General features: G+C 54.8%; 18 protein-coding genes and 4 pseudogenes. 10 read left to right on the top strand and 12 right to left on the bottom strand.

The window, feature by feature from the left end; genetic code table 11:
* Positions 1–63 precede the first annotated feature (63 nt).
* The 5 genes from AC6I79_RS17480 to AC6I79_RS17460 all read right to left on the bottom strand — a co-directional run bounded on the left by AC6I79_RS17480 (position 64) and on the right by AC6I79_RS17460 (position 3,597).
* The gene (locus AC6I79_RS17480) at positions 64–309 is read right to left on the bottom strand and encodes a hypothetical protein (RefSeq protein WP_498027436.1); all 246 of its coding nucleotides are present in this window, start codon (positions 307–309) and stop codon (positions 64–66) included.
* 165 nt (positions 310–474) lie between these two features.
* Positions 475–726 (bottom strand): regulatory protein YcgZ, encoded by a 252-nt coding sequence (gene ycgZ / locus AC6I79_RS17475; protein WP_059009457.1) that lies wholly within the window; start codon positions 724–726, stop codon positions 475–477.
* Positions 727–1,012: 286 nt separating this feature from the next.
* On the bottom strand, positions 1,013–1,270 hold the full coding sequence (locus AC6I79_RS17470; protein WP_059009454.1) for a hypothetical protein: 258 nt from the start codon (positions 1,268–1,270) through the stop codon (positions 1,013–1,015).
* A gap of 248 nt (positions 1,271–1,518) precedes the next feature.
* Positions 1,519–1,755, bottom strand: a complete 237-nt coding sequence (locus tag AC6I79_RS17465) for a DUF2171 domain-containing protein (RefSeq protein ID WP_059009452.1) — start codon at positions 1,753–1,755, stop codon at positions 1,519–1,521.
* A gap of 750 nt (positions 1,756–2,505) precedes the next feature.
* Positions 2,506–3,597 carry a YncE family protein gene (locus AC6I79_RS17460; protein WP_059009451.1) on the bottom strand — a complete coding sequence of 364 codons (1,092 nt, stop codon included), beginning with the start codon at positions 3,595–3,597 and terminating at the stop codon, positions 2,506–2,508.
* A 446-nt stretch (positions 3,598–4,043) separates the two neighbouring features.
* On the opposite strand from AC6I79_RS17460, the gene fhuE reads away from it, so the two are divergent.
* Entirely contained in the window at positions 4,044–6,221 is a 2,178-nt protein-coding gene (fhuE, locus tag AC6I79_RS17455) for a ferric-rhodotorulic acid/ferric-coprogen receptor FhuE (RefSeq protein ID WP_498027437.1), read from the top strand.
* A gap of 38 nt (positions 6,222–6,259) precedes the next feature.
* Here the strand turns inward: fhuE and AC6I79_RS17450 are convergent.
* From AC6I79_RS17450 to AC6I79_RS17440, 3 pseudogenes are all read right to left on the bottom strand, one after another.
* A pseudogene (locus AC6I79_RS17450) lies at positions 6,260–6,654 on the bottom strand (C40 family peptidase); the annotation flags it as partial.
* Positions 6,655–6,682: 28 nt separating this feature from the next.
* Positions 6,683–7,214, bottom strand: a pseudogene (locus AC6I79_RS17445) (IS6 family transposase); the annotation flags it as partial.
* A gap of 375 nt (positions 7,215–7,589) precedes the next feature.
* Positions 7,590–8,519 (bottom strand): annotated as a pseudogene (locus AC6I79_RS17440) (phage tail sheath protein); the annotation flags it as partial.
* Between the two features lie 255 nt (positions 8,520–8,774).
* On the opposite strand from AC6I79_RS17440, the gene AC6I79_RS17435 reads away from it, so the two are divergent.
* Positions 8,775–9,068: a hypothetical protein gene (locus AC6I79_RS17435; RefSeq protein ID WP_153010132.1), complete on the top strand. Its 294-nt coding sequence runs from the start codon at positions 8,775–8,777 to the stop codon at positions 9,066–9,068.
* Positions 9,069–9,529: 461 nt separating this feature from the next.
* On the opposite strand, the gene AC6I79_RS17430 is transcribed toward AC6I79_RS17435, so the two are convergent.
* Positions 9,530–10,156 carry a recombinase family protein gene (locus AC6I79_RS17430; protein WP_498027438.1) on the bottom strand — a complete coding sequence of 209 codons (627 nt, stop codon included), beginning with the start codon at positions 10,154–10,156 and terminating at the stop codon, positions 9,530–9,532.
* 80 nt (positions 10,157–10,236) lie between these two features.
* Between AC6I79_RS17430 and AC6I79_RS17425 the strand changes: the two genes are divergently transcribed.
* On the top strand, positions 10,237–10,395 hold the full coding sequence (locus AC6I79_RS17425) for a hypothetical protein (protein ID WP_222986723.1): 159 nt from the start codon (positions 10,237–10,239) through the stop codon (positions 10,393–10,395).
* Here AC6I79_RS17425 and AC6I79_RS17420 read toward each other — a convergent pair.
* Positions 10,323–10,504 (bottom strand): annotated as a pseudogene (locus AC6I79_RS17420) (glycoside hydrolase family protein); the annotation flags it as partial. The gene AC6I79_RS17425 and the pseudogene AC6I79_RS17420 overlap by 73 nt on opposite strands.
* A gap of 307 nt (positions 10,505–10,811) precedes the next feature.
* On the opposite strand from AC6I79_RS17420, the gene AC6I79_RS17415 reads away from it, so the two are divergent.
* The 5 genes from AC6I79_RS17415 (at position 10,812) to AC6I79_RS17395 (ending at position 15,388) form a co-directional block, all read left to right on the top strand.
* Positions 10,812–11,996 carry a methyl-accepting chemotaxis protein gene (locus tag AC6I79_RS17415; protein ID WP_498027439.1) on the top strand — a complete coding sequence of 395 codons (1,185 nt, stop codon included), beginning with the start codon at positions 10,812–10,814 and terminating at the stop codon, positions 11,994–11,996.
* 566 nt (positions 11,997–12,562) lie between these two features.
* The gene (locus tag AC6I79_RS17410; protein WP_498027747.1) at positions 12,563–14,107 is read left to right on the top strand and encodes a methyl-accepting chemotaxis protein; all 1,545 of its coding nucleotides are present in this window, start codon (positions 12,563–12,565) and stop codon (positions 14,105–14,107) included.
* Entirely contained in the window at positions 14,104–14,403 is a 300-nt protein-coding gene (locus AC6I79_RS17405; RefSeq protein ID WP_088515988.1) for a hypothetical protein, read from the top strand. The genes AC6I79_RS17410 and AC6I79_RS17405 overlap by 4 nt, the downstream gene beginning before the upstream one ends.
* A gap of 190 nt (positions 14,404–14,593) precedes the next feature.
* Positions 14,594–15,076 carry a MarR family winged helix-turn-helix transcriptional regulator gene (locus AC6I79_RS17400; protein WP_498012775.1) on the top strand — a complete coding sequence of 161 codons (483 nt, stop codon included), beginning with the start codon at positions 14,594–14,596 and terminating at the stop codon, positions 15,074–15,076.
* A 108-nt stretch (positions 15,077–15,184) separates the two neighbouring features.
* Positions 15,185–15,388 (top strand): hypothetical protein, encoded by a 204-nt coding sequence (locus AC6I79_RS17395; RefSeq protein ID WP_254919464.1) that lies wholly within the window; start codon positions 15,185–15,187, stop codon positions 15,386–15,388.
* A 49-nt stretch (positions 15,389–15,437) separates the two neighbouring features.
* On the opposite strand, the gene AC6I79_RS17390 is transcribed toward AC6I79_RS17395, so the two are convergent.
* Entirely contained in the window at positions 15,438–15,731 is a 294-nt protein-coding gene (locus tag AC6I79_RS17390) for a hypothetical protein (RefSeq protein WP_059009438.1), read from the bottom strand.
* A gap of 907 nt (positions 15,732–16,638) precedes the next feature.
* On the opposite strand from AC6I79_RS17390, the gene AC6I79_RS17385 reads away from it, so the two are divergent.
* Positions 16,639–17,058, top strand: coding sequence for a hypothetical protein (locus AC6I79_RS17385; protein ID WP_059009436.1), 420 nt, complete (start codon positions 16,639–16,641; stop codon positions 17,056–17,058).
* Between the two features lie 91 nt (positions 17,059–17,149).
* Entirely contained in the window at positions 17,150–17,353 is a 204-nt protein-coding gene (locus tag AC6I79_RS17380; protein ID WP_059009433.1) for an Hha/YmoA family nucleoid-associated regulatory protein, read from the top strand.
* 815 nt (positions 17,354–18,168) lie between these two features.
* Here the strand turns inward: AC6I79_RS17380 and AC6I79_RS17375 are convergent.
* Positions 18,169–18,717, bottom strand: a complete 549-nt coding sequence (locus AC6I79_RS17375; protein ID WP_498027440.1) for a hypothetical protein — start codon at positions 18,715–18,717, stop codon at positions 18,169–18,171.
* Between the last annotated feature and the right edge of the window lie 80 nt (positions 18,718–18,797).

The raw sequence follows: 18,797 nt of genomic DNA, 5'->3' as shown, positions 1-18,797 counted from the left end.
CCGGCGCCCGGGCTGTCTTCAGACTCCGTTCTGCCTCCGCCCGTGGCGGAGATACGTTACCGGTCAGTGCCGGCGCGTGCCTGGCGGAGGCGTATCCTCTGTCATAAACAGCGACTCCGGACTCTGTACGAGCCGGGCGCCAGGAAGCGCCGCACTGACCTCATCAAGCGCCAGTTTCAGGGCCTCAGCCCTGTCGGGATGCGTTTCACGCGCGGCCATTTCGATCAGCCTGACGGCAACCGTTGCACCCGATACCGGTGCATTCTCGCTGAGCAGACCGAGGACGGCCTCACCGATAACGTGGTCCATAAGCATTTCAGTTTTGTTTCTGTACATACCACTTCCCGGGTGTCAGTAAAGGGACGCTTTCCTGTACCTGCCGCCGCTGACGCGGCTGGCTGACGTTACATCCGCATGCATGACCGGATGTGATATCCACGCCGGAGAAGGCACTGCTGTGGGCAGATACCTGATTCAGAGAGGCTCTTCCCGGCCAAACAGCAGGCCAATCAGCGTGCGGCAGAGCTGCTCCTCTTCTGCGCTGCCCGCGAGCTCCAGGCGACGTACGAGCTTTGCGCAGATGGCCGGCCGGTTGAGGGCGGCGCCGCTGCGCAGGATTTCCACCACGATCTGCCCCAGCATGGCCTGCTGCGAAGGGAGTTGGGCGTCAGTGAAATAACGGGCAATGTCTCCCGCATTATCAGGTTGCATGCTGTTCTGGCGCATAGTCATTTCTCTCGAGATAATGGTTAAAATGTCATCGGGTGATGATGCGCGGAAAGTTATACAAAAAATAAAAACCTGTACAGAAATATTTTTGACGGTGAAATGAATTTTTTAGCAAAAAATGCTAATCATTATAAATCATGAGGATAAATAACTTATCTTACGAAGGGCGGAGGGGGGGCATCCCTGACAGTTTCTCCGGCCGGCACGCGCACAGCGCGCCCGATGCGAGGCTGGCTTTTCATCGTCGTGTCCCGGCCAGAGCCGTTCTGCGTTCCAGGTCGTTCTAACCGTCGTTTTCCTGACCCGTCATCGTCATCCAGTGCAGCTCAGCCTGCTCGCGACTGCCGTACTGACGGAAACCCTGCAGCCAGCGTCTGGCATCAAAGATTTCCGCAAGCTTCTCGTCGCTGACGTCAGCTTCGGCCATCACGGCGAGCTCCTTTCTCAGGGACCCTACCGTACTGTCCTGGCCGGCGCTCGCCAGGCTGACCGCTGCCTCTCCGATAATGAGATGGCCTTTCTCATCGTCGTGATAGAACACAGCAAATCCTCCTTCTCGGGAAAATAACAACCTCAGGACTGAATGTAGACGGAGAAGGCGCCTTCCCCAGAAGAAAAATCTGTCATATGGATAAGAAATAAAGTATTGGTTTTGTGTGGCGGAGTCGCCGGGTGTAGAACAGAATATAAATGCGTGAGAAAAACTGATGTGTTCAGTACCAGGGGAATATGCGGTCAATACAATAACGCTTTAAAAATTAGCCGCGGCATAACAGCCGCGGCGTTTCGTTACACAGCCTGCCACTCACTTTCAACTTCATCTTTAGATTTGGAAAGAATGACTTTATTGTCGTCCACTTCATTAACCCAGCTGAAGGGGATGATGTGATGCTGACCGCCGGCTTCCGGGTCGCTTTTCGCCAGCTTAATTTTGTCATCACCCTCGAAGTGGTCAACAACACCCACGTGCTCGCCGTTAACGTCCACTACCTGAGCATGGTCCAGAACTTCTGCTTTATCAACCATAATTAATCCTTAATAACGTCTGGTAAATGATAAATTAACCCAGTCATCATGCTGGGTATGCTTTTAAAGCGTGGGTTATTAATGTGTCTGGCGTCAAGAAATTAACATAATGAAACATCTTCCTCATCGCAGTGTATGGCGCATACCTCTGTCCCGCCTTTCAGCCGCGAGGCTGCAGAGGCCGGTCTGACAACTGTTTACCCGGTGCCATGATGAAAGCGCCGGCTGGATTAGATCCAGACTCAGTTAAGGAAAATCGTTGAATTATTCCCCTGGCACTTCCCGGACTCTTTATGAATACGGTTAATCTGCCCTGTGCCACTCTTCCACAGACAACCATACTTTTTCTGGCCAGAATTACTGCCGGTGGATGGATTAGGTAACCTGATTTCCAGCGTTCTGAACGCTGCAAAAATGATTAAAGGTGTCGCACTGTATTTTCGGCTCTGTTGCAAAGATCAGCGGCGCTGATAAACTTTCTTCCCATTTTCACCAGTGACGCACCCCATGAATGTATTTAAAGGCGGGCATTTTCAGCGCGACATCATCTTCTGGGTGAAATGCGCCTGGTAGCCAGAGTGTTTGAAATGCGGGCCTTTATCATCGGCCAGAAGGCATATCAACTTTAATATTTGCAACAGTGCCTAAATGCGCACCTTACGAAAACTTCGCACGATCTTCGTAGTGTTGTGACCAAAAAGCGCTTAACAGCAAGCATCAGGGCAGCTTTCGCCGCCCTTTTCATAACTGTTACTTCAACGCAATACGCGCGATGCCGTCAGCGCCTTTTGTAGAAGAGTCTTTATTAAATTCCGCTTTCAGGGTCACATACAGGGTGTTGTCGTCTGGGCCAATCAGCAGACTGTTAGGATTCTGATCAAACGACCAGCTGTTTTTCACCGCGTAAGTGGTGGCATCCAGCTGCAGCACTTTCTTCGATTCACGCTGGCTGATGTAGATTTCGTTGCGCTTCGCGTTGAATTTGATGCCCAGCGAGTCACCTTCAATACGTTTGACCACTTTGCCGGTGTGCTCGTCGAGTACCAGTGTCGCTTTTCCTTTGGAATCGTCAGTGATGAACAGACGGCCAGTGGCAGGATCTTCTGCCATGTTCAGGAACAGATACTCTTTACCGTCACCCGCCGTCCAACGCTTCTCGATTTTGTGGGTGCGCGGGTTAATCACCAAAATTTCGCCAGAACCATTGGCGGCATAAATGCGCTCAGTGACCGGGGAATAGATCAGGCCCGTTACCCATTTACCGGCATTTTTGATCTCGGTTTTTAGCTTGAAGGTTTTCGTATCAACCACCGAGATGTAACCTGGATCGGCAACGCGGCCCACGTACAATTCGTTGCCGTGCCACAGCACTTCACGGGCGCCCGCCGGATAACCTTCTTTACTGATTTTGCCTGGGAACACCAGACGTGCCAGCACTTTGCCACTCTGGGCATCAACCTTAGAGATTGCGCCATCCAATGAGTTAGTGGTGTAGAACACACTGCCTTGTTCATCGATTGCCGCACCAAAGTTTTTCAGATCGGTGTGAGTCTCGCCTTCAGTCGCCAGGGTTGCTGGGTCCAGACGATAGATAACACCGCCATTCACATCCTTAAAGCTCTGCGCGCTGGCGACAAACAGCCCTTTTGAGTCCTGTGAGTAAACCATCTCATACAGGCCATCACCCAGGACACGCTGTGTCACGGCGGTATCAACCGGTTTAGCGGTTTCAGCAACAGGGGCTTCGGCTTTTTTAGCAGGCGCCTGACAAGCAGTCAGACTAAATGCAGCAGCAACCGCCATGGCAACAGCGGCTTTGCGCGGACTAAACAACGATTTCATGCAGTACTCCATCAATGGATGAACGGCTCCGACCGTATCTAACGAGCGGAAAATATAAGAAGAATGAGAATCATACGCATTAAGATGAAGGAGGCAAATATTCACGTGGATTTCTCTGCTCTCCCGCTTTCAAACAGAAAAAATGTTCACTGCATCTGCCGCACCATTTACCGCAAAGTTCCTGTTTATTCCCGTAACAAAAATGAAAACGCCAGCAACTAACGGGTTATGAACGCATCCATCACACTGATTTCGTTGTTATTTACACATTATTACACTTCAGGTTGAATCATTGCGAGATTCTATAAAGCAAATGATTATCATTGGCGTTCGTAAACAGGAATACGCCGCACCTGCCCCTTTTCTATGGGGGGTAAATTCAGGCGCAAACATAACAACTGAAGCCTGATGGCTTTACATAACAATCATTGACCACGGAAATAATTATGTCTTCGAAAGGCAGGGATTCAGGCATCCGAAAAACGTATAGCGTGTCGCTTTTGGCGATGGCAGTACATACCCTTCTCAATCCAGGCATAGTACAGGCGGCAGATAACACGCAGCAGGATTTGGTGGTTAATGCCATCACCAGCGACAACAGCGGAGATAATGAGAAGCAGGATTATGCGGTGAAAACCACGCGTGCTGGCACCAAGTTGTTACTGACGCCGCGCGATGTGCCGCAATCGGTCAGTGTGGTGACTCAGCAGCGTATGCAGGACCAGCAATTACAAACCGTCACCGATGTTTTGAATAACACCACCGGCATCACCAGTAACCTGGTCGACTCAGAACGTTCAGAATATTATTCACGCGGTTTTAAAATCACCAACTTCACCTTTGACGGCATCCCCACGTCGGTGGGTGACAGCTGGAACTACGGTGATGCCGCCTCTGATACCGCGATTTATGATCGTATCGAAGTGGTACGTGGTGCGACCGGACTGATGACTGGTGCGGGCAGCCCATCAGCGTCGGTGAATATGGTGCGTAAGCACGCCGACAGCAAAGAATTCACCGGTAGCGTCAGTGCCAGTTACGGCAGTTGGAATAAGCAGCGCTATGTGGCTGACATTGCGGGCCCGCTGAACAGTAACGGCTCGTTGCGCGGACGTGTTGTAACGGGTTATCAGGACCAGGACAGCTGGTTAGACCGTTACCATAAAAACAAGAAGTTCCTGTATGGCGTCGTTGATGCCGACCTTACCGAACACACCACGCTTTCACTGGGTTATGACTATGAGAAAGCCGACACGCGTGATCCTACCTGGGGCGGCTTACCAGTGTTCTACAGCAATGGATCACTGACGCATTACAACCGCAGTCTCAACTCCGCCGCCGACTGGACTTATTACCACACTGAAGTGCAGAAGTTGTATGCCGACCTGGTGCATAACTTCAACAATGGCTGGAGCATTCATGTTAACGGCACGCATGCGAAAAATACCTTTAGCGATAAACTGCTCAATATCTACAGCGCCTTCCCGGATGAAACCACGGGTGAAGGGGTGACCGGTTACGGCAGCCTCGATCGCGGTAAACGTGAACAAACTTCCGTTGATGGCTATGCCAGCGGTCCGTTTGAGTTGTTTGGACGTCAACATCAGCTCATGGCGGGTGTAAGCTACAGCCGTCAGCATAACCAAACCTACAGTCAGGATGGCGTCACCGATCTGGATGAATACGACATTACGTCAGCCGACATGGGGGCTTTTAATAACAACTGGACCGGCAATATCGCTGAACCGCAGTGGCAAGGCTGGTATCTCAACGCCAATGACGTGATCCGTCAGAAATCCGCCTACACCGCCGCGCGCTTCTCGCTGGCTGATCCACTGTCACTGATTATTGGGGCGCGCTACACCGAGTGGAGTACCAACGGCAGCAGTGGCAATATGACCAAGAGCAATACGACGCCGTATGCCGGTTTGGTGTATGACATCAACGATACCTGGTCAGCCTATGCCAGCTACACCTCGATCTTCCAGCCCCAGACTTACCGCGACGCCTCAGGTCATTACCTGTCGCCAGTTACCGGGAAAAGTTACGAAACGGGCCTGAAATCAGCGTGGTTTGATGGTCGCCTGACGGCTACCGTCGCGGTATTCCGCATCCAGCAAGAGAATGTCGGTACGGCTATTGACGGCGTTTATGTTAATAACAGTAGCGAGCAAGCGTACTACGCCACTAAGGGCGCGCGCAGTAAGGGGGCAGAGTTTGAGCTAAACGGGGCCTTGACCGATAACCTGCAACTGACCTTCGGTGCCACACGTTACATGGCACGCGACAGTGATGGGCGATATAACCCGGATCAGCCGCAAACCGACTTCAAACTGTTTACGCGCTACCAGGTACCGAGGTTGCCAGACCTGACCATTGGCGGCGGCATCAACTGGCAGAACCGTACCTTTGAAGATGTCAGCGCACCAGAAGGCAGTACGCAGCGTGTGTATCAGGGCAGCTATCCGCTGGCCAACCTGTTTGCGCGTTATCAGGTCACCAAACAAGTTGCGGTGCAGGCCAACGTCGATAATTTATTTGACCGCGAGTACTACACCTATATGAACAACTATGTTTACGGTGAACCGCGTAACTTCTCGGTGAGTGTCTCTTATCAGTTTTGATTGAAAAATCCCCGGTGCTAAGCCGGGGATTTTTGACATCAGACCTTGTTTTTATAATTAAAACTGATCTGCGAATTCTGCTCACGCGGTGAACGCCACGCTTCTAAATAAACCGATTTCCAGTACGGATTATTCAGGGATGAGCGCATCACGCCCCGGCTAACCGAAGCGTGAAGGAATTGATGATCGGTGTCATAAAAGCCGACGTATAACTCATGTTTGATACTAAAGAACACTAAATCAGCGGGTTGCAGGTGTGACTGATCAACCGGCTGACCCATGGCGATTAATTCTTTGGTGGTGACACGATCCATCGGAATATTAAAACGATCTTTTAACGTGCGCCAGACGAATCCCGAGCAATCACCCCCGTTAATTGCGTTCGACCCCACTGGTATTTGGTGCCTTCCCATGAGTGCATCTGATCGTGTAATGGGGATTAAATGGCACTGTTGCAAATATTAAAGTTGATATGCCTTCTGGCCGATGATAAAGGCCCACATTTCAAACACTCTGGCTACTAAGTGCATTTCACCCAGAGGATGGCCGAAGTAGAATGACTCAGCCTGGCCTTTGCACAGCGCGCGCATCACTTCAATCCCTTTTATCGTGGCGTGAGCTGTCTTAATCGATTTAAACCCCAGCGTGGCGCTGATTATCCGTTTCAGCTTGCCATGACCGCATTCGATAACGTTGTTCCGGTATTTGATCTGCCGGTGCTCCACCTCCGGCGGGCATTTCCCTTGACGTTTCAGTAACGCCAGTGCCCGGGGGAGTCGGTGCTTTGTCTGTACTGATGATGCGCGGGATCTTCCACTGTTTTACGTTGTTTAAAATCTTACCCAGAAACCGGTAAGCGGCATTCGTATTGCGATGCGGCGAAAAGTAAAAATCGACAGTGCGGCCCCTGCTGTCAACGGCCCGGTACGGATAAGCCCACCGGCCATTCACTTTGATATAAGTTTCATCCAGATGCCATGAACAGAAGCCGGAATGCTGTCCCGTAAAGAAAGACCCAGTGGAAGTCCGCCCGCTTTCGCGTGGGGTAATGTCGCCCGGAAGCTCAACCCCTTTCTGCCCGGTTACAGGGCAGCATTCGCTTTCTCCACCTTCCTGTACCCGCACCTCCATCAGCCTCCCTTGCGGTCGGCTTGCCAGCGTGGGCAGAAGTACGGGCTTACCGTGTTTCACTTCAGTAACAGAATGGGTCAGACCCTGCCTCTTCATCGGCAATCGTGATGTCCGTGTGCTCTCACTCGACAAAAGAGCAGCCGATTGCGTACCTTTTGGTTCAAGCCTGTCAGCATCTTTGGCTTGTCAATGTTAACGGCGATTCACAGTAGTTCACTTATGTTGGTCATGCCATTCACCCTCGATAATGTCGCGGGCCAGCGACGGGTTCAGCGGGCCGTCAACGGACCACATCTGCGCCTCGGCCATGGTGTCCATCAGCACCTGCGCGGTGCGGGTGTAGCATTCAAACGCAAACAGCGGATCGTCGCTCAGGCAGCGGGAACCCCAGAAGCGGTAGCCGTCTTTGCGGATAAGCGTGGTGACGTCGTTCTGGTTAAGCAGGCCCGCGTCGGTAGCCGGATCCTGTAAATCCCAGAATACGTCCTTTGAAATACCGGTCACGCCGTTCACGCCGACGTTAGAGAGCGACTTATGCCAGCCGGTTTGTTCGTCGATTTTGGCGCGCAGGCCCAGCGCGCGGGCGGTGGCGTAGGCCGTGGCGTCCTGCTTCAGTACGGTGTCAAAGCTGATGAAGTCCGACCAGATCAGCATCCCTTCGCGCTGGCTGAAGTTGGCGCGGTAAGCGATCGCCTCCTCCACGCTTTTGCAGCCGTAGGCGGACAGGTACGCAAACCCGCGCAGGCTCTGCGCCACACTCAGCAACTCGGTTGCAACGGCCTGCGTATCGTGCCCAGGCGCGCCGAGGATGCGCGGCTTTACGTCGCACACCGACTGCGCGGCCAGCAACGCTTTCATACCGGTGCGCTGGCCGTCGGTGACGCCGCCGATGATGTTCGCGGAGGTTTCCGCCTCAGTCTCGCCCTGCGGCACGCGCACCACGACGGTGACGGGTTTGGACTGGTCGGCGATAGCGTCCAGCGATCGGGCCAGCGTGCCGGATTCGCCCGCCTTGCCGCTGGCGGTGAGTACGCCGGTCAGCAGCACCGGTCGGTTAAGCGGGAACGTTGCCGGGTCGGCGTCGTCGCCGGTGCAGACCAGCCCGACGATCGCTGTACTGACGGTGGTAATGGTTCGGGTGCCCTCGTTGATTTCCTCAACGCGCACGCCGTGATGATAATCCTGTGCCGTTTGGCGGTTCTCCTGTTAAGGGGTTCCGCTATGGTCGTGCCTCATTGCAGATGGCGCATCTGAGTAGTGTTGTGTGAGGGCTCACACAATTATCCGCGACTCCGGAGTAACTGCCGTACCCGCTGGTACAAATTAAGAATGGACCGAATCAGGGATTATTCCCCCTGAATCCGATTGATAACCCTCTTCAATACTTTAACTATGAGGGAAATGTTAAACGGGAGAATAACGATGAAACTGGCCCCGAAACATTACCGCCTGTTGTCCCTACTGCAGGAAAGAGGCTCGGTTCCCGCGCGTATCAGGCCTGTTATAAGGGAAGAACTGGTGGCAATGGGCCTCGCTGAATATTTTCACTGTGAGGAGTGGCTCAGGGAAAAGGAACGCTACAGGCTGACGAAGCAGGGCCGGGAATTACTTGAGAAACACGATAAAGAGATTGAGCAGGAAAAGCAGCGTGCCGCCGGTGAGTCACGGCCATTTCGTCCTGGAAGGCCGCGAAAGGACAGCAACCGCTTCCCTTGACGCTTCCAGTCTACAGACTAGCCTTGGTAGGCATTCTAATAAAATCGACGTTTTCGTTACCCCATATTATCCGCGCGCTGGCGCGGTTTTTTTTGCCCAGTAAATCAGTTCGACAGTGTTTAGTCTTGTCATATCAACTCGCCCGCAAATCATGCAATGGGGTATTTGTCAGCGAGACATCTCACCTGCCGTAACCCGATATCCTGCGTAGTGTACCCTCTCAAAACATTGCATCACCTTGACGATGCCGTTAAACCGGTTATATTTACCTACCTGAATAAGAAATTGTGTTTTCATTTTAGTTTGCTGCCGCGCCCTCCAGCGCGGTTTTTTTTGCCCCTGAAATAATCACATTACTGACAGTTAAGTTCTTTATCTTCGCGATTCAAACAAATCATTATCCATTTGTGCAGTAATGGTATTCTCTCACAGCGATTTATCCTGTCGCGAATTTCACTTCTTTATTTTTCCGCCCGACATACCTGGTCAGGTTGCGGCGTTTTTTTATCTGTAATGCTTTCGTCCTTAAGCTCTCTTAGTCTTGCCGCCGGAATATAGCGGTATAGTGTTTTGACTGACACTTCCAGCATCAGTGAAACCTGCAGCATTGTTGCCCCCTGAACCAGCATCCGCTCAGCCCTGGCTGTCACGTCCGCTTTCATCACCCGCCGGCGGCCCCCAACGCGCCCTTTTTCCCGCGCAGCTGCCAGCCCAGCGCGGGTTCGCTCTACGATCAGCTCGCGTTCCATTTCCGCAAGCGCCCCCATCAAGTGAAAGAAAAAGCGCCCCATCGGCGTGCTGGTATCAATGCTGTCGGTCAGGCTGCGGAAATTAACGCCGCGTTCACGCAGTTCTTCCGTCAGCATGACCAGATGACGCATGCTGCGCCCGAGCCTGTCCAGCTTCCAAACAACCAGCGTGTCCCCGGCCTGCAGGCAACGCAGCGCCTTTTTCAGTCCGGGGCGAACACGGGTTTTTCCGCTGATCCTGTCCTCGAAAATCAGCTCACAATCTGCGCTCTGAAGCGCAATCCGCTGTAAATCCGTGTTCTGGTCATTTGTTGATACCCTGATGTAGCCAATCAGCACGCTGCAATCTCCGCAAATGGGCGTGAGTGTGCCAGTCCAGGCCATCACGGGCCAGGCCATTGATTCGCCTAAACCTCGGTTTGGACGATATCGCAAAAGCGGGGGTTGCGACCGGCGTAATGGCATGGCCGGGTTATGCGATACTGCCGCTTATCATCAATGGTGCAAAGGTCACCATGGTTGAGCCGCAGGCGTTGCCGGTGCCGACGTTGAACGCCAGCGACACCAGCGCGTCGTAAACCTGCTGCGCGCCACGCAGCGCGCCAGTGCCGCCTCGACGCGTAACACGTTGGTGGTGAAGTTGCCCGCCGCCTGCCGCTCGGTGATCGTCTTGCCGGGAATGACGCCCAACCTGGCGTCCCACCCGTATTGATGCTCACAGGTAACGCTTCACCTCACGGTATCCGCGCGGCCTAAGTCCGGACTACCTTGTTCTGGCAGCTTCACACAGGCCCGTTGCCGATCCTGCATGTGCCAGTAGGCTACTGATGACGGAACATCAGGTTCCTCTCTGATTTCTCAGCGGAACAATTACTGAAGCGACTTTTTACGTCGCACGTCCAGAAACATTTCGTCGGTTGACTGAATTTTCGTCATCACACGCCGATATAGCGCCTGAAGCATATTTTGTGCCTCATTACGCTGACCAGGAGAAATGATGTTCCGGAAATTATTAAAAAAAGCGCCTGCCGTAAAAAGGGCTGATACAATCACATCTGCAATACCGGCTGTTGAAACGGTTTGCGCAGATAACAGCGACACTCTGCTGCTGAAATGTCTGATGAATATCAATCAGACGTGCGTGTGGTACACTGAGGCACCTGACCTGCGGACTGATTCGCCCGCTTTCTTCTCACCTTCGGCCCGTCGTCTTTTAGGATTGTCTTCTCAGAAGGAATTTGGACTCGCCTCGCTGGTGCAGAGGGTTCATCCGGATCACAGAGACGCTTTCAGAAGTTTCATTCATTATGCTGTCAGCCACAGTGTCGTCGGTAATCCCCTACGATGCCGTATTAAAACAGATGCAAATAATTCTCAATGGTTCCTTCTCCGGGCTCAGTACAGCGCAGACTTTACGCCGCCCCGGCTGGTTGGCACTATTGAAAATATCGGGGAAGAAATCGAGCAGGCCCGCCTTTTCGATATCGTATCCACACGCTTTGACCTGTCCCGGGAAATGCTTAACGACGGACTCTGGGACCTCGATATTATCGGTGGAAATCCGCTCAACCCGGACAACGTATTCTGGTGGTCACCGCAATTCAGAAAGCTGCTTGGCTTTGAAACGACTGAAGAGTTTCCGGACGTAATGGAAAGCTGGGCATCACGCCTTCATCCGGAAGATAAACAGGCTGCGCTTGACGCGTTTGTCAGCCATCTCATGGACTTCAGCGGTAAAACCGGTTTTGATATCGAGTATCGCCTTAAACTGCGCAGCGGGGAATACCGGTGGTTTCAGGCCCGGGGCCAGACAAAGCGCGCGGCAGACGGGACGCCACTGCGTGCTGTCGGTGCGCTTATTGACATTCAGGGGCGTAAAGACCGGCTGCAGCACGAAGAAAGTGAAATCAGGCGGAATATCCAGACAGCTGAAACCGCTAAAGAAATTGCGGAACTGGTATCTGAAAACGGAAGCATTGCAGCGCAAATTAAACTCATTTCGCTCAACGCAAGTATTGAAGCCGCAAGGGCCGGAATACACGGCAGGGGATTTTCTGTTATCGCCAGCGCTATCAGGGGGCTGGCCGAAAGAACAGCTGACATCACCGGGCAGATTTCCCGCCTGCAGATGCGCATAAAAAGTTTTGCTGCGGACACTGACAAATCAGACATACGCTGATCGTCCGGCATTATGTGTGTTCATATCAGCCAGCCGCCTGCTCTGCCCTGTTAGTAGGTGCGGGATCCCATTAATGACCCGAGAGGCTGCTTTTGCAGATGCAGTGAGGTAAGTCCTACTACGAACGGGGCGGGGCTCAGGCGATGTGTTGCCGGCAGACAGGTCATGGTTACCTCTTCAGCCAGCCGGTTTCCGCAGAGCGTGCAACCGATCTGACTGCATCCGGTCCGGTTACGGTTTTCGGTGCCAGCAGCACTTTACCGGCAAGAAAGGCTGCATAGCCTTTAGCCGGGCGGGCTGAACGAGCCCTGCCGGTGCGTCACGGCACGCCCGGCTAAGCAGGGTCTATGGAACATTTACCCGGTGTCGGCCTGACCGGCTCAGGCATGCCGGGACCATCCGCTGACGGGTGTTATTACCGTGCGCAGCAGGATATTCAGGTGATGTGGTTGCCTGCCACGACAGTGAAAAACTATATTGCGTGCAATTTTGTTGCGCTCAATCCTACTGAATCAACGCTTTCTGCCGATACCCCCTTCACCAAACAAATGTTTCCCGGAGAACTGATGAAAATTTCAACACGCCTCAGCGCAGGATTTGGTTTGCTTATCCTGCTTTTTATCCTGTGCACAGCTATCGCCGTTCACGCACTGTGGCAGGCCAGGGAGGGGATGAACGACACCGTCGACGTGAAGATGAAGCGCTTTGCACTGGTCGTGGACATACGGAACGGCGTGCGCGACATGGCGATTGCCGCGCGCAACCTGGCCCTGCTGTCTGACCCGGCACAGATGCAGCCCGAGTGGCAGCGCCTGACTGCTCAGCGTGATGCGTATATCCGTAATCGTGAGCAACTGCAAAGAAGCATGTCCGGCAACGTTACCGCTCAGGGGAAGGCTGCCCTGGAGAAAGTGCTTTCAGCGGAGGGAGCCGCACTTTCCACCCTGATGACGGCCGGAAAGCTGGGGCTGGATAACCGCCAGCAGGAGGCTACCGCGTTTCTGATGGCCACCGCCCGGCCGGCGCAGAAGGCTTTACTGACACCCCTTGATGACCTGACGGACATTGAGATGCAGCTGAGCCGGGATACGGTATCTGAAAATAGTGCCCGCACCGCCCGGACGGCCGCTATCCTGTCGGGCCTGGCCCTGCTGTCCGTTCTGCTGTCGGTGGCAACCTGTTATCTGCTCGTCCGCATGCTGATGCGCCAGCTGGGCGGTGAACCTGCTCAGGCCCGCGCGCTGGCCGCCGCCATCGCCGCCGGTGACCTGACCTCTCCGGTCACGCTGCGCCGCGGCGATACTTCCAGCCTGCTTGCCTCGCTGGAAGGCATGCAGGCTAACCTGCGCGGACTGGTGTCGCAGATTAAGGATGCGTCCGCCTCGGTGGCGCTCGCCGCAGACGAAATTTCGCAGGGAAATACCGAGCTTTCCTCGCGCACTGAGCAGCAGGCTGCCGCCCTGCAGGAGACGGCAGCCAGCATGGAGCAGCTGACCGCCACGGTGAAAAGCAACGCGGCCGGTGCGCACCAGACTGCGGGCACGGCGCGCGAAACCGCCTCGCTGGCCCGCGCGGGTGAGGCTGACGTGCAGCGCATGTCGGAGACCATGAACGAGATCTCGCTGAGCGCGGTCAGGGTCCGGGACATCACCTCGGTCATTGAGGGCATTGCTTTCCAGACCAACATTCTGGCGCTCAATGCGGCCGTAGAGGCCGCACGCGCCGGCGAGGAGGGCCGGGGGTTTGCCGTAGTGGCGGGGGAGGTCAGGTCACTTGCCCAGCGCAGCGCCAGCGCGGCGCGGGACATCAAGCTGCTGATTGAACAGGCCGTTTCCCAGGTCGAAGGCGGCGTGGCCGCGGCCGCCGGCACGGGAGAGAGTATCCTGAGGGTTGTCAGCATGGTGGGCGAGCTGGCAGACGCCATGGACAGCCTTTCCCTCTCCTCCGGCGAGCAGATGCAGGGTATCTCTCAGGTCAGCATCGCCGTCAGTCAGATGGACGGAGTGACGCAGAATAACGCCGCCCTGGTGGAAGAGTCCTCTTCGGCATCGCAGTCGCTGTCAGAGCAGGCCCGTGCCCTGCTCGGCATGGTGGAGACCTTCCGCGTATGACGTACGATAGCGATACTGTATTCGCCGGCCCGGACCGGATCACCTCTCTTAAGGCCGACGTGGACGCGCTGTTACGGCAGCTCAGCGAGGGGGAATACCTTAGCATAGACACGTTTGCCAACAACTGGGTGCACCTGACAGCCCTCTATGCCAGAATCCAGGCACAGATGAACGACCGGGTCCTGATGGACCGGATGGTCCGCACGGATCTGCTGCTGACCGCAGACCTGATAGCAGTAGGCCGGATGATTATGGTGATAAACAACTTTATGCGCTGTGCGGCCGCCACGCGCTGAACCGGCCAGCCGCTTCACGTTGACATCAATTTAATCTGACCCAATACTGTGCGCGCCCTGATGGGGCGCAGAATCGCTGCTGTCCGGCCGGTGAGGCAGACTGACTGACAGAAGCGTGTCCGGCGCCCTGAACCGCTGGCCGGTGCATGCTGTCACGCCGCACCCGGCCCCATCCGGAAAACGTGATGATATGAAAGATGACATTCCAGCAAACTGCGATGCGGTTCCTGCCGCAGCGGCACCTGAAACCATTGACCAGTTTCTGTGCTTTGCGCTTTACTCGGCATCCCTTGCCATGACGAAACTCTATCAGCCCCGGCTGAAGCCGCTGGGCCTGACCTATCCGCAGTACCTGGTGCTGCTGGTGCTGTGGGAAAAGGATGGCCTGACGGTCTCCGAGGTCGGCGCGCGCGTACGGCTGGACTCCGGCACGCTCAGCCAGCTCCTGAAGCGTCTGGAGAAGATCGGCGTTATCTGCCGGCAGCGCGACATGCAGCATGATGAGCGGCGCGTGCTGGTTTTCCTGACGGAGCAGGGCCGCCGGCTGAAGATAACGGCCGCCGGCGTGCCCGCGGATATGGTGTCGGTGATGGATACGGCCTGTGATGAGCTGGGTGAGCTGACCAGCCGGGTCGCCGCGCTGCGGGAAAAGCTGGCGCGTGCCCGCACATGATACCGCTTCTCGCCGGGTGCGGGAAACATCATAACCCCGCCGGGTGACCCGAATGACGTCGTTCCCGGCGATATAAGCACGACACCAGTTGTGCGTCAGGAGTATGAATTGGGTAGCGACAGTCCGGATAATACGGAAAGCATTGCGTCAGTAATAGGTCAGGCCGTCTCGGCCCTGCTGAAGTCAGGAAAAGAGGTGGGCATGCAGCAGATCCTGACCGTCCTGGAGCAGGAGGCCGCGCGGTCGGTGGACGGGCGTAAAAAGCTTTACGATCGAGCGATCCGCGTCGTCGCCGGAGACACGGATGGATGATGCGGACTCAGCAGGCCACCGGCTGACACACAGCCGGATGGCCGGTGAATCAGTGCCTGAACGCTGCACCCGGGACGGTTACGTCAGCCCGTTCCGGGTCATCTGTCCGGTTCAGGACGCGGCCGGCGGCACCGTCCTGATGCTGCCTGCGTAATGCCCCTTCGGCTTCGCGGATGGCGGAAAAGGTTGCCTTTCTGCAGCCGGCATCCTTTTCCGTCATCAGCATCTGCTGCAGCCGGAGGAGCAGCGTTATCTCATTAACCGGTTCTTTCTCTCTGAGTAAAAAAAGCACCGCCTCACCGAGCTTCGTGTCGGCCCGTTTTTCATCTTCTGTTCTGTACATTACGTTGCACCACATTCCTGGTTTCAGTCAGGGCAGATGCCGGCCTTGCCGGTATCTGCCGGAGAACTCTGCCACCAATGGTAGCCTCTGCCACGGTATGTTCAACCTGAAATTAATGCACCGTCCGGCAGGGCGTATCATCCCTCCGCATGCGCAACCGTTCCGCTGGTTGCCTCCCTGAACTGTCAGTATATAATACTAACCTTATGATGAAATTGATTTTTTTCAGATGTCAGAATTATATGAGATGTTTCCCGTAACGAATTTTCCCGCCGCCGGCGGTTTTTTTTCCTGATGTAATGTAATACCCGGCCGGCTCTATCATTTCTGCTGGTTCGCTTGCGTAACCTTCAGGCCGGAGTGCCCGTCGTTATGCGAGCGGCACCACAGCTGCCCCCGGAGAGAGCAAACCATACGCTGATCATGCGCAGCAGGGCGTTGGCGGCAACCGCCCCCTGCCCGAACATGCTCTGGTTGACGTAGCTGATGGCTTCAAAGGAGATCAGTCAGCCTACCGGACGTGCTCCGGTCGATGATTGCGTTAAGCGGTCGCCTGCGGGCTTCCGGCACTGCGGCGTAAACGCTAGCCCCCCTTGCCTCGGCATAGAGTTGCTCCTGCCCGATGATATGACGCATGAGCAGAGCCTGTCCGCGATGTTAATTGCGGAGCCGCTGGCAGGCGCCTGAAGATACTGTTTATTCTCATGTTCAGCAGGCGTCATAGCGGGTCCATGGCACCTGCTGAATAACTGAAATTGTTGTTACGTTGTGTGACATCCACGTACTGGTCTGGCGGTCTCTCCTGTGGCATCTATACTTTTCCACCCAGGATTAATCTCAGTCACCGTAGCATTTATGCCCGGGACCCGCGATGGACTGCCTTTCACACACCAGAAAGAGGTAAGACATGTATATTCGACTGGATCTCTTTGCCGAGATGCTCGGCATCCGGCCGGGCGACCTGCTACAGGCGACGCGCACGGACGGGGTGCTGGCAGGCTTTACTCTCCCCCGACGTCGTCAGGTGCGCGGCGCTGCCGTGATGTTCCTGCAGGAGGAGGCTGTAGCCTTCTTAAAGCAGTGGCAGACGCGTTCATCTGTACCCTCTGCTCCGGATGCCGATGAGCCGCTGGTATCACTGGACGCATTCGCTCGCCAGGCCGGTATCGCGCCGCTGGCACTCTGGCAGGCTGCCAGTGCCGGAAAACCGCTCCGGGGCATTGCCCTGCCCGTGGCTATCAAATCTTACGGCAGCCAGCTGATGTTTTCCGCTGCGGCCGTTGAGTTATTTACCGCCGAGTACCGATGCTGTTTATCGAAAAAGTAAGGTAAATCAGCTTATTGCCAGTTTTTATTTTTGCCGGATAGTCTCATTATCCGGCTCCTTCGCTGACTCTTAATTAACATGTGGAATATGGATGAACCGTACCGAATGGCTGCTAAAGTTCCGGCGATACCAGAATCTGGAAACGCTGGAGAGGGTTTATGAGCACCTGAGCTATACCGGCGACCCTGATGAAGAATTTGCGATGACGTCGGCTTATGACCATCGAAAGGCCGAGCTTGCCGCTGGCAAGCTGTTTGACCGGGTACCCAGGCACATCTGGCAGTACGTAAAGTAATCTCCTTCTGGCGCCGTTCTCATAGTGCGGCTCTCTCTCGGCCGTTTAGCTGGCGATGGTTGATAAGTAGCGGCAATTTCCGAAGGAGCTGGCCAGCGATATCAACAGGCTGCTGCGGGAGGGCCGTGAGAAAGGGCTGCACGCCGACCTTCCCGGCCAGCCGGACTACCCCTGGCGGGCCGGTAACGGCAACCTGAAGGCTCAGAACGACCTGTTCCGGCGGCAGCACGCGCTGCACGTGGTCAAGCTTACCTGCTGGATATATCAGATGTTGGCAGAGAGCGGGTGGAGCGACCGCAGGCAGCTACGCCTGAGCCTAGCCATGTCCGGCATCTACCTTAACCGTAACGGGCTTGTTTCAGGCTTTGATGAGCATGGCCAGCAGCCTATGGCCATACCCGGCTGTGCCTGCCAACTGGTGCCTTCAGCGATCGCCGATGCTGACCAGCCTGCATTACCCTGACAGCTGTTACGTGCGCAGAGAGATAGATTTCCGATACAAACCCGTAATGCTGTTTAAGGTTCATAGCAGCCGTATCAACAGGAACCGGGCCAGACTTTCACACCATATTATTGCGTGTTGCCGACTCTTCGTCGCCTGTTACCGGTTGCTGACTGACAGGGTTGAGATAGCTTGTGAGGTTATTGCCGCTGCAGCAGGTTAGCGTTATTAAAAGGGTCATAATGGAGAGAATTTTTTTCATATTAACAGCCTATGGAATGAAGGACTGCACATGATCGTTCAATTCGAATGCATGTGTGTAGTCAGTGTGTACATTCCCTAAATGCCCTAACACCCGAAATTATTTTTCCGACTAGGAAGATTTACGCCGTAGTATCAGCACGGGCCATTCCCTACGGAATTCCGTGCGCCAGCGCCACTGCCGGAAGAGAATTTCCAGCTGCATCAGCGCCCTCATCGCTGGTGTAAAAGGGATACGGTAAGTGCGGTGATGGACGGTAAGCCCACCTTCAGCGATACAGGCCAGCATCCGGCGAGCACGAATGTCGGTCAGAAGGTGCGAGGAGATGATAACGATGTGGTACTTTTCCAGAGCCTGTCGGGTTGACGCCTTCACGCATTGCCAGAACTGATGGACCCGCTCTGGCGTCAGATCTGTGGTGGGCTGCCAAGGGGCGAGGTGCACCCACGCCCGACTGCGACGATGGCGGATCAGCGTCAGCGCCGGTCTTAACTGCCGCTCTGCCCATGCGAGCGGGCGAAGGAGAAAGGGAAGAAGGAACAGCAGCACCCATACCAGATAAAACCCGGTGGATGTGCCCTGGAGGGTGAAACTCAGGCTCATCGCCCCGCACAGTGCCAGCCAGATCATAAAAAAAAACAAAACAAAGAATTGCTGCATACGATGGTTCGCGATACCGGTGTAATCAGAGGTATGCAGGAAAGCATCACGGTGTTACCAGATCACCCTGAAAATCTGAA

It is taken from the genome of gamma proteobacterium symbiont of Scutellera amethystina, from assembly GCF_059730845.1.
This window is presented reverse-complemented; position numbering and strand designations above follow the sequence as displayed.